This window comes from Bacillus bingmayongensis (genome assembly GCF_000299035.1).
Lineage (GTDB): Bacteria > Bacillota > Bacilli > Bacillales > Bacillaceae_G > Bacillus_A > Bacillus_A bingmayongensis.
Map to the genome: position 1 here is coordinate 1 of NZ_AKCS01000056.1, position 11,650 is coordinate 11,650.

The 11,650-nt window shown below is 35.2% G+C and carries 11 protein-coding genes and 2 pseudogenes; 6 read left to right on the top strand and 7 right to left on the bottom strand.

What is annotated here, in order from left to right; translation table 11 throughout:
* Window positions 1-125: 125 nt before the first annotated feature.
* Complete coding sequence (locus Y7E_RS0106545) at window positions 126-716, bottom strand: TetR/AcrR family transcriptional regulator (RefSeq protein WP_017150489.1); 591 nt, start codon at window positions 714-716, stop codon at window positions 126-128.
* 227 nt (window positions 717-943) lie between these two features.
* On the opposite strand from Y7E_RS0106545, the gene Y7E_RS0106550 reads away from it, so the two are divergent.
* The 5 genes and pseudogenes from Y7E_RS0106550 (at window position 944) to Y7E_RS30885 (ending at window position 5,057) form a co-directional block, all read left to right on the top strand.
* The gene (locus Y7E_RS0106550) at window positions 944-1,543 is read left to right on the top strand and encodes an HD domain-containing protein (RefSeq protein WP_017150490.1); all 600 of its coding nucleotides are present in this window, start codon (window positions 944-946) and stop codon (window positions 1,541-1,543) included.
* A gap of 140 nt (window positions 1,544-1,683) precedes the next feature.
* A complete protein-coding gene (locus Y7E_RS0106555; RefSeq protein ID WP_017150491.1) occupies window positions 1,684-3,114 on the top strand; it encodes an IS4 family transposase in 1,431 nt (476 codons plus the stop codon).
* Window positions 3,115-3,248: 134 nt separating this feature from the next.
* Window positions 3,249-3,881 carry a S8 family serine peptidase gene (locus Y7E_RS29325; protein ID WP_081584565.1) on the top strand — a complete coding sequence of 211 codons (633 nt, stop codon included), beginning with the start codon at window positions 3,249-3,251 and terminating at the stop codon, window positions 3,879-3,881.
* Between the two features lie 130 nt (window positions 3,882-4,011).
* On the top strand, window positions 4,012-4,305 hold the full coding sequence (locus Y7E_RS29330; protein WP_017150493.1) for a hypothetical protein: 294 nt from the start codon (window positions 4,012-4,014) through the stop codon (window positions 4,303-4,305).
* A gap of 65 nt (window positions 4,306-4,370) precedes the next feature.
* Window positions 4,371-5,057 (top strand): annotated as a pseudogene (locus Y7E_RS30885) (IS6 family transposase).
* A 133-nt stretch (window positions 5,058-5,190) separates the two neighbouring features.
* On the opposite strand, the gene Y7E_RS0106575 reads toward Y7E_RS30885, so the two are convergent.
* The 6 genes and pseudogenes from Y7E_RS0106575 to Y7E_RS0106600 form a co-directional block, all read right to left on the bottom strand.
* Window positions 5,191-6,390, bottom strand: coding sequence for a Ger(x)C family spore germination protein (locus Y7E_RS0106575; protein ID WP_017150495.1), 1,200 nt, complete (start codon window positions 6,388-6,390; stop codon window positions 5,191-5,193).
* Window positions 6,387-7,484: a spore germination protein gene (locus Y7E_RS0106580; RefSeq protein WP_017150496.1), complete on the bottom strand. Its 1,098-nt coding sequence runs from the start codon at window positions 7,482-7,484 to the stop codon at window positions 6,387-6,389. The genes Y7E_RS0106575 and Y7E_RS0106580 overlap by 4 nt, the downstream gene beginning before the upstream one ends.
* A 26-nt stretch (window positions 7,485-7,510) precedes the next feature.
* Entirely contained in the window at window positions 7,511-9,085 is a 1,575-nt protein-coding gene (locus tag Y7E_RS0106585; protein WP_017150497.1) for a spore germination protein, read from the bottom strand.
* Between the two features lie 398 nt (window positions 9,086-9,483).
* Window positions 9,484-9,555: pseudogene (locus Y7E_RS35005) on the bottom strand (IS6 family transposase); the annotation flags it as partial.
* Window positions 9,556-10,026: 471 nt separating this feature from the next.
* Entirely contained in the window at window positions 10,027-10,860 is an 834-nt protein-coding gene (locus tag Y7E_RS0106595; protein ID WP_017150499.1) for an MBL fold metallo-hydrolase, read from the bottom strand.
* 53 nt (window positions 10,861-10,913) lie between these two features.
* Window positions 10,914-11,360, bottom strand: a complete 447-nt coding sequence (locus Y7E_RS0106600; protein WP_026049118.1) for a MarR family winged helix-turn-helix transcriptional regulator — start codon at window positions 11,358-11,360, stop codon at window positions 10,914-10,916.
* Window positions 11,361-11,521: 161 nt separating this feature from the next.
* On the opposite strand from Y7E_RS0106600, the gene Y7E_RS31480 reads away from it, so the two are divergent.
* Window positions 11,522-11,650 (top strand): AbrB/MazE/SpoVT family DNA-binding domain-containing protein (locus Y7E_RS31480; RefSeq protein ID WP_237741356.1); only part of this gene is annotated, 129 nt, incomplete at its 3' end.

Below are 11,650 nucleotides of genomic sequence, written 5' to 3' on the forward strand. Positions count from 1 at the left end.
ACATAAGAAAATAGTAACGTGCTTTTAACTTCAAAAATACTCTAAATCCTTAAGTTGATGGATGTGGGGTACAGACACATCGCCATTAAGTCAAAAGCCCGTTGTTTCTCAAAATAAAAAATGAGCTAAATTTTTAGCATAAACAAATAACGCAGCACGTGTTGCTTACTATAAGTAACATATTTATTATCCCTTTCTAGTTTACTAGCCATAATACTTCCTTCTAGGGTTGCAATAATAAAGGAAGCTACCGCCTTTGTATCGATATCTGGTTTTAACTCCTCGTTCTGAATACCTTCTACTATAATCCCTTCAATCATATTGAGAAATGTATAGAAAACTTCAAGTGCCTTTTCTCTTAACAGTAGATTCGTATCATCACTGTCTACAGCAGTATTCAGCAAAGGACATCCCCCTTTTATTGGTGGATTATTTATTACATCTTCATATACATTAAAAAAAGCACCAACCTTTTCTAATGTTGTATTAGCATTGCGTATCGCCTCAGAAAAATGTTGAGAGACAGTATCAATGGCGTATTCAAATGCCTCTAAAGCAATCTCATCTTTACTTTTAAAATTACGATAAATCCCCCCTTTTTGTAGCCCTGTAGCCTCCATAATGTCATTCATCGAACAGCCAGCATAGCCTTTTTGATTAAACAATTCTGCCGATTTTAAAACAATGTTTCTCCGTGTTTGTTCACCTTTTTGCATAATATCCTCCATTATTATTGTTAAAAAATTGTAACATGTTTTAGTTGTACATTAACATATAATAAGTTACCTTAAAAGAGACCGTTCGGTCTTTTTTGAGATGAGAGTAGAATTTCTAAAAGAAGAGGGTGAGAGAGTTAGTATTTGATTAGCACGTAACATTCCTATCATGCTATTGATATCCGACATGAATTTATTGAAAAACAATTAAAACTAAGGAGGAAATTATGCATAACATTATTATTCCAGATAGTAAAGTAGCAAAAGAAGCTACCCAATTGGTTTACGAGATTTCTCCAGAATTTCTTTATAATCATTGTTTACGGACATATGCTTTTGGTGATGCATTGGGAAAAAAATATGGATTTAAATATGATCAGGAGTTATTTTATCTTGCTTCTATCTTACATGATGTTGGTCTTACAGAGCATGTATGTTGTAAACATTCATTTGAATATGAAGGTGCTGATCATGCAGAAAAATTCCTTCATTCCCATGGTTTTTCACAAGATAAAATTGATGTGGTACGTGAAGCTATTATTCTACACACCTCGGAAATTGCTAAAGAAAAACAACCAGAGATTGCTTTAGTTCATTTCGGGGCGGGAATGGATGTAGTTGGTTTACGTATAGAAGATATTCCGGAGGAAACATTTAATTTTATAATTGAGGTTTATCCTCGATTAGGTTTCAAAAAATCTATGATTGAACTTATTAAATATGATTCCAATCTAAAAAATACACAGCAACAGCCAAATAATTTGAGTTCTTCTATGCTTCGTATGGGGTTTTCAGATTGGGTGATGAATGCTCCTTTTAAAGATTAGAGAATAAAGAATTAGAATGTCATGGAGCTTAGGAAGGGGTACAGACCCATCGCTATCAAGCTAACAAAACAAAATACCCCCTAAAATAAAAAAATACGCTATTCTTTCTGTAGAATCATAGGAAAGGATGGCGTTTTTATATGTCTATTTCTGTATCTGATGAATTACAATTATTTGCTCAAGAGATTCAAAGATTTTTATCTCCAAATATCTTACGAGATTTTGCTAGGGATGTCGGTTTCGTACAACGAACCAGTAAATACCAAGCAAAAGATTTAGTCGCTTTATGTGTATGGATGAACCAAAATGTCGCTACGACGTCTTTAACTCAGTTATCTAGCTGTTTAGAAGCATCAACAGAAGTACTCATCAGTCCTGAAGGACTGAATCAACGATTTAATCAAGCAGCCGTCCAATTTTTACAACACATACTAGCTGAACTACTAAACCAAAAATTGGCCTCATCTATGCCGATTTCTTCTCCATATACTTCTGTTTTCAAGCGTATCCGTATTTTAGATTCAACTGCATTTCAACTCCCAGATCCCTTTTCATTCGTTTATCCGGGTGCAGGAGGATGCAGCCATACAGCGGGAGTGAAGATTCAGCTTGAGTATGATTTATTAAGTGGACAATTCCTTCATATTCATACAGGTCCAGGTAAACAACATGATCGAACCTACGGTTCCCTGTGTGTCCCAACTGTAACAACGAATGATTTATGTATCCGAGATTTAGGCTATTTTCATTTGAAAGATCTTCAACATATACAAGATAAAAAGGCTTACTATATCTCACGTATCAAATCGAATACACGTATTTATCAAAAAAATCCTAAACCTGATTATTTTCAAGATGGCAGAATCAAGAAAGGTACAGAGTATATCCAGATAGATATGGAGGTTTTAATGAACTCTCTTCAGCCAGGACAAACATGCGAAATATCCAACGCTTATGTAGGAATGACTGATAAAGTCCCAACTCGTGTGATTGTTCATCGACTAACAAAAGAACAACAACAAAAACGATTACACGATCAAACTGTAAGAGAAAAAAAGAAAGGAATGAAGTATTCTGCTCGTAGTAAACGACTTAGCGGTATCAATGTATATATGACAAATACTCCTACAGATATTGTCCCGATGGGACAAGTGCATGATTGGTATTCTTTACGTTGGCAAATCGAGATTTTATTTAAAACGTGGAAATCATTCTTTCATATTCATCATTGTAAAAAGATAAAACGAGAACGATTGGAATGTCATTTGTATGGGCAACTAATTGCCATCCTACTCTGTTCTTCTACCATGTTTCAAATGCGGCAATTGCTTCTTATGAAAAAGAAACGAGAACTGAGTGAATATAAGGCCATATATATGATTAAAGATTACTTTCTTCTTCTTTTCCAAGCAATACAGAAAGACACCCAAGAGCTATCAAAGATTCTAATTCGCCTGTTCAACCTCCTACAGCAAAACGGGAGAAAATCTCATCGATATGAGAAGAAAACAGTCTTTGATATATTAGGTGTCGTTTACAATTGTACCATGTCTAATAATCAAGCGGCTTAATTCAAAAAAATGAAACCCGTTAGGGTTTATTTCGTATGCAAATCTTTAAATTCCCTACATGTATCCTCTAGAAAAAAAGAAATAACCTCTACTATAAGTGACGTTGTATGAGCTTAGCTTGATAGCGATGTGGTATTGCCCCTAAAGCAGATATTTATGCAGTCAAAGTATTAGATCGTAATCAAAAAGGATATTATGATGATATTGTAAAAGGCATACAATGGTGTATAGACAATAATATAGATATCATATTAATGAGTTTAGGGGGTTCAAAATACTCGAAATTACTAGATAATTCCATACAAAAAGCATCTAAATATGGAATCACAATCGTTTCAGCAGTTGGAAATGATGGTATTTCAAATAAAGATACTGTAACTTATCCAGCAAAATTATCTGGAGTTATAGGAGTTGGAGCAATTAATCAGAAGGAAAAACGCTGGTTTAAGTCAAGTAGAGGAAAAGGAATTGACATTATGGTTCCAGGGGAAAATATATCAAGTACTGGCTTAAATAATAAAATTATAACTCAAAGTGGTACATCTGCATCTGCGGCATATGTAGCGGGATTTATAGCCTTAATGAAACAACATAAAAATATGACAAACCTTGAAATAGAAAATGCATTAAAAGAAACAGCTACATCTATTGGTAATGAATATGAATACGGTGCTGGAATAATCAATGAAGAAAAATCATTAAATTATAAGGAAAATAAATCTTTCTTTAACAAACTACTTGATTCGTTAACTTCATTTTTCAGCTAAATATTTCTTATAAAGCATCTTTTTAATTTTACATATCCCTAAAAAATAATTAAAACGCTTCAAGACTTATTCTGAGGCGTTTTTCTATGATTCATAAGTTCTAAATTATAGTCTATACTGGCATCTTAAAATGGCTATTATACGCCAGTATAAACAAGAAGCATTAAAACAAGGATTAAAACCAACAGGTAATACAGAAATAGATAAATATCATGCTTTAGGGCGTATTATAAAAATAGATGGAAAAATAGCCTTTTTTGTTACACCTGATAATTACATTTCAATAGCGGATTTAGAAATGAAAAATGGAAAATGGACTGTTAGTGGAACAACAGGAGGAGAAAATGTAAGTGATTTAGAAGTACAAGATTCTGGTATATCACCTACTTTTGGAGTTTCAAATGGAAAAGTTATTTCTGGTTAGGTTCTGTTGCAAAGATTTCTAAACTGAGATAACCTGTAGAAAAAGTGTGAGCAGGAGAATGATATATGGGGTATTTTAAAGGAAAACAGTTTAAAAAGGATATTATTTTGGTAGCCGTTGGCTACTATTGTCGTTTTTCTTTAAGCTATCGTGATGTATCTGAAATCTTGAAAGAGCGTGGTGTTTCGGTTCACCCAACAACCATCATGCGCTGGGTTCATGAATATGGAAACCTTATCTATCAAATTTGGAAGAAGAAAAATAAAAACGTTCCATTATCTTGGAAACTAGATGAAACCTATATAAAAGTCAAAGGAAAATGGTGTTATTTATATCGTGCAATTGATAAAGACGGGCAAACATTGGATATTCAACTTCGTAAAAAACGAGATCATCAGTCTGCCTATGCTTTTATGAAAAGATTGGTCAAAACGTTTTGAGAACCAGCGGTTCTCACTACAGACAAAGCACCAGCATTACTTGGTGCATTTAACAAATTAAGAGAACAAGGCTTTTATATACATACAACTCATTGTACAATCAAGCATTTGAACAATCTCATTGAACAGGACCATAGGCATGTGAAGCGACGTTTTTCCAAATCCGCAGGATTTCAAAATCTTCGCCACGCTTCCCGTACCTTGAAAGGCATCGAAACCATTCATGCTTTATATAAACGAAACCGAAGTCTTGGCTCAGACTTCGGTTTTTCGACATACAATGAATTACAGGAGCTACTAACAATCGCATAAAATGTACAACTTTTTGTTGGCACCACTTAACCTTAACAAAACTTTGCAACAGAACCATAGAAATTCTATTTTTTCGCAATTATTCCATCACTAAAAGAAGAGAAAATCTGTTGTTATAGAATAAGATAATGTCTCACTTTTTAAAGTTCGACCCCCCATAATCTTGTATGGTTACATCCACATGATATTTAATCGGAGCCTTACTAAATGTTCGATCCCAATCTTTTTTGACTTTCTTCCATACTTTTGGGTCTTCAATTCTTAAGCGGTTTCCAAAGCCAGCAACGTCAACTTGATATTTTTCCTGCATTTTTTCTGTTACATGATGCACCAAGTACTTTACTTCTTGTTCAGTAGCTTTTTCTGCCCTTTTTAAAAATTCATTTTCAAAACCGTTTCCTGAGTGCATCCAATTTTCAGACACACGCCCTTCTGATTCAATGTTTACATCAAAAGAAATCTTATTTCCGTTAACATGCGGGGTGATTTTGCTTTTTATGGACTTTATCTCGTAGATGATGGGTTGCCCTGTCTTTTTATCAAAGCCTTTTACCACACCACCTTTTCTTTTTCCGTTGATCCATATTAGCCCTTCTAATTCCTTTTCATTTAAAAAACCACGTAGCTTTTTTGTTTTTCCTTTAATTACGGCAGCTCCTGCAAATTTTGCTTCTCCATTTGTCGAGATCACATTTTGTAAAAGAAAACTGGATCCTGATTGCATTTTGCCTTCTAATTTAGCGAGCGATACAGGAGGTAAAATTCTTGTTATTCTATATTGATTATCTCCAATCCCAACCAAATGAAACGCTGGAATTTCTCCTTTTCCCTTTGATTCCAGTGTTGCACTCGCTCGTCCCTTGCTGATTAAAACCATACAGCTAAGTCGAATCTCATTGTCACGGAGAAGTTGATCTAGTAAATTCTCCAAACTGTATGTACGTACAAGACTATCACTAATAACAATGCTCTTTAAATGTGGGCTGAACAAAGGGCCCTCTCTTTTCAATGAAAACTCACGAATGATTTGATGAATAGAATCTCCAGTCTCAGAAACATTTATATAACGTTTTTGTTGCCCGTCTCCTTTACTTTGTGCTTGCGAGTTTACAATTTGATAAGTAGCTGTAATAAGGTTTCTTTTAGGATATCCTCCTCCTTTTCCCTCAATTTCTTTCTCAATTGTTGACTCCTTACCTTTATCCAATGCTATACCTGAAGTTAAACTCAACTCTTCAATCTCTTTACTGCTCCAGCACCCTGTCAGAAACAGGAGCACAAGTATCGAAAACAAAGTCAAAAGAACCCGTACATAGTGAAAGTTATTCTTCACGATGTCCCCCCTTTTCTCTTTAATCGCGTGACGATAAGAAGGAGCAATGGTAGTAACCCAAATAAAAATATAGCAGTATTGCCGACCATATCCCCGAATTTAAGTAGATCATTTATATTTTTCGAAGTCATAGCAATGATATAAATAATTGGAAGCAAAGCAAACATAAAAGGATGAATGCTCTTTTTGAAGAGTTGTGCTAGCCCCAGTGCAGCAGCGTAGTAACTGATCGTATATGTAGCAAATATTTGCATAATCCATATTACAAGCAATAAAGATTCAAAACGTTCAAATATCAAACCAGAAATTTCAAAACTGCGCATGAGATCAATTGTCGGCCAAGTTCTCGTTACAACTCCATCGACGGATAATGCACCGATGACCATTACGACCGTTATTACGTAAAAGATTAACGGAATAGAAATTCCAACTAGAATGACTTTTACTGCTTTGTTTGGTTGCTCCATAAACACCAAAAGGATTAACATGATTTCAGGACCTGTATATGCGAGAGCAGTTGTCTTTATCCCGTTTAACACCGGCTTAACTCCTAAACCTAATACGGGGCGGAGATTATCTATCTCAAATATTCCGAGACTCATCAAGGAAATTAGTAAAAAAATAAACACCGTAATAGGGAATATGATTTCAAACATCCGGGCAATTGAGTTAATGCCACTCATAATCAAATAGAGACCTATCCACATAAAAGGTATAATAATAGCCCATGTAGGAGTTCCTTCCAGCAAAAACAGGCTAATGACCTCTGCCATTGAACGGATTTGAAACCCTGAAGTTGCAAGAAAATAACATACAACAAGTAAGCTAAATAACCTCCCTATCCATTTCCCTACAACTTCTTGGCTGTATTGATAAAAGGTTTTTTCGGGAAACTGTTGACTTAATTTAACCATGATTACTCCTGCAACCATCGCGATTATCCCCCCTAAAATCACACTTATCCATACATCCGGTGTTTTCACTTTTTCCACAGATGTTCTAGGCAGGGTAAGGATTCCTGTTCCAAGTATAAAATTAACGACGATAACAACTGCTTGCGATGTCTTAATTCGGTCTTGGGGTCTGCTAATCATTGAAAGTCACTTCCTTTCGGCTCAAGCTATCCTTTGCGAGTAGGGTCTTTTGAATGCATCATCTTTGGTCGCCGTTTCATCATTCTTAGCGGCATGCGAACCATAAAATCTTTCCAGTCACTTAATCGATAAGGAACAACTGGACTAGTATAAGGAACGCCAAAACTTTTCAGTTTCACTAAATGGCTACAAAGTAAGAGGAAAAAGAGAATGACCCCGTACAACCCAAATACAGCAGCACAAAACATGGCTACAAACCGAAGAATGCGTAATGTAATCCCTGCACTGTATTGTGGGATAGTAAAGGAAGAAATAGCTGTAACAGCTACAACGATTATAATAATTGGACTGACAATCCCTGCTTCTACGGCAGCCTGGCCAATAATTAGTCCACCCACAATCCCCATTGCTGGTCCAATCGGTTTAGGTAAACGTAACCCAGCTTCCCGTAAAATTTCGATGGCCACTTCCATAATCAACGCTTCTATAAGAGCAGGAAAAGGAACTCCTTCACGTGTTCCTATAATAGAAATAACTAGCTTGGTGGGAATTAACCCTGGATGAAACGAAATAAAGGAAATATATAATGCAGGAGTAAATAATGAAACAGAAGCTGCAAAGAAACGCAATAGGCGGAGAAGCGTACTTGGAATCCAGCGTTCATAATAATCTTCTGGTGATTGTAACAGCATACTAAATGTAACTGGAACAATTAATGCGAATGGTGTCCCGTCCAGTAAAATTGCTATCCGTCCTTCCATCAAGGCACTAATAACACGATCAGGACGTTCTGTATTCTGAGCTTGTGGAAAAGGACTGAGGTAATTATCTTCAATAAGCTGCTCTATATAGCCAGATTCAGGCACACTATCTATATTGATTTTCTGAATTCTCGTTTTTACCTCATCCACTAATTCTGGACTAGCAAGGTCTTTGATGTAGGCTATAACTAGCTCTTTTTTTGCACGTTCTCCTACTTGAAGCTTTATTAATGATAAATTCTCATTTTCACCATGACGTCGCAAAAGTGCGGTGTTATCACTTAATACTTCCGTAAAACCTACCCGTGGACCTCTGACTAATGCTTCTGATACTGGTTCTTCAATAGTCCGTTTGTTTGGTTTCGTTGTACCAAGAATGAACACATCTAATACGCCATCAATCAAAAGGGCTGTCGAACCTGTCAATACTTTTGCTACCAAATCTTTTATGTAATGGACTTCTGTTACTTCACTAATAGAAAGAACTTTATTTTTAATAAATTCTTTCGAAACGGTCCCCTCCACAAAAGAAGGTTCGTTTTTATATTCGTCGAAAAAGTTAACCATTAGTGATTTCATAATGTGTTTATCGATCAGCTCTTTATCTGATAGTCCATCGGCAAAAATAATCGCAGCTAGAATATCCGTCTGCCCAATCTTAAACTCCCGAAAGTGAACATCAGAATTATGACCGATTTCTTGCTTTATGAGTTCTAAATTCGAAGTTAAATCACCTGTGAAATGAACGGGTGATTTTTGAGAAGATTTAAATTGTTGTTTATCATTACTTTGAATGTTATTTTTTTGCACCTGGTTATCCTTTGATTTCCACCAACTCATTCTTCCCCCCCTTTCTCTGATATACTGACCCAATGAAAAAATCTTGAGATAATATATGGAATTAAAAATACGATAAAAGCTTGTACAAAAACTTTCCAATCGGGAAGATAGGAAACAATCATATTCCACATTTTTATCTCCTTATACATGTACTCTACTAGGAGTAAAATTCTGAGAAACCTGATATTCGCTTAATAAAAAATCCCTGAAAGATTAAGCAAGACATTATGTTCATTCAGTACCGAACGCTAGTTACCTCTAAGACTTTCTGTCCCAAAATATGATTTTTAATTACAATTTTCTAGATATTATCTCCTCTTGCCTTATTTATATGCTCAGATTGGTTCTGTTGCGAAGTTTTGTTAAGGTTAAGTGGTGCCAACAAAAAGTTGTACATTTTATGCGGTTGTTAGTAGCCCCTGTAATTCATTGTACGTCGAAAAACCGAAGTCTAAGCCAAGACTTCGGTCTCATTTATATAGGTGTACCGCCATCAAGTTAAGAAAAGCAAATACCTTCAAAACGGAAATACTTAACACAACTGTAGATTCTAATGCACTCATTTGCTGTACTTTAGATATGAAAGTATAAGAGGCAGTGATATCAATATAGTTTACTTGTTACTTGATACACTTTTGAATAAAGTTAGTATTTTACTGATTTAGACACATAACCACCAATGAAATATCAATCAATAAATCATCAGAGATTTTTTTATTTACATCGATTTGTAAAGGCAATACTTTTCTTCCCATACGGATAGAGAAATGTACTGCTTTTGGAAGTTACGTCCAGCAGCACACATCTTTACTAGATAAATTTCACTTAAATATTCACAAATCCCTTTACCAACCTGATCATATCAACCGACCACAATTATTTTTTCTTTCAATCAAAACCTCATCTAACGTTATATAAAATATGATCACTCACTTTATTGCTTATACTTCTATAACCGTACCTACATTACAGTGAAAAAATTTTTCGCCAAACTCTTTCGCTAATTGTGCACTTACTTCGAATCCTGTGCAATGTGAGACGCCTAAGCGTTCCATGTGAAATTGTTTTAGCGCCTGAATACTTTTTCCTTTTTGTTCTTTGCTAACTGTCCATAAATGTGTCCCACCAATGACAGTGTGAATACGCTTGTCACCTGTTTTTTGAATCGCATAATTAAGGATATTGATGATTCCTGCATGGGAGCATCCTAAAATAATAAACAACCCTTGATTTGTTTTGATGATAATCGACTGATCATCTATTACCTCATCTTTTATATAGCCATCTGCTGTTTTTTCGACAATATCTGCATCACCAAATTCAAAATCAGTTAAACGTGGAACCTCACCCGTCAAAAACATATTTGGAGCAAATTCTGTAAATTGCCGATTGTAGATGAAATTTGCACCATGTTTTTCTAATGTCTCCTTTGAATAGGGAATGCCAATGTATTTATAACCACCACGAATCAGATAACCTTCTTTGAATAGATCAGGATGTGCAAACACATCCATCTTCTGCTTTCCACTCGCTTCTAATGCTTGCAAAATGCCTCCTGTGTGATCGATGTGATGATGGCTTATGATAATTCCATCGATACTGGACAAATCTTTTTTGAGTATACTGGCATTATGGACTAATACATTCCCTTGACCTGTGTCAAATAAATAATTCCCATGAGCTGTTTCCAGAAAAATAGACCAACCATGTTCAGCTATCGCTCCCAGGTTCCCAAACACTGTATTTTCAACAAGAACAGTGGCTTTTACTTCCATGATGAATCCTCCTGTCATTTTGTTTAGAATCTAAACTAAATTGATAAAAAAATTTACTTCTGTAAATAAGTGCATAATTTCTCTATACACTTTTCAAAAATCTCAATCTCCTTTTCATCTAATTGCGAATTCAGATCTTCATAAAACTTCAAGTGTAATTCTTCATGAGCGCGAAAGGCATTTTTTCCCTTTTCAGTTAAAGCTACAATCACACTTCTTGAATCATTGGGATTTTGTGTTCGTTCGACCAATTTTTTATTTTCCAATTTAACAATGATTTGAGTAACTGCCCCTTTAGTTACATGTAGACGATTGGCAAGTTCACTCATGAGAACGCCTCTTTCCTCGCCAATCGCATCAATCGTATGAATTTCACTTGGTGTCAAAGGACCAGCTTCTCCAAAAGTATGTGGGTGTTTCTCTAAACGCTGAAGTTGCATAATTAATTTCCCTAAATTTTGACTACCTATTTTTTTATGATTAACTTTATTATTTTTCATATTTTTAGTTTAGTTATTAAACTATATTTTGTCAACAAGAGGTCACCATACATCGCTATCAAGCTAAGAAAATACAACTACCCCCAGAACGAGATTTTATCCTAACTTGTAATAAAAAAGCTCATTTTTTCGTTTTGGGGTGAAGTTGTTTTGTTATTCCCATGGAGCTTAGAAGAACATTAGGGATCAAAGAAAAAGAGCCAATGGAAATCTTTGTAGAAGATGATAAGATCATTTTGCAAAAGTATCAATGGTTCTGGTGCAAAAAATTCAAGGCTCTTGCAAGTAAT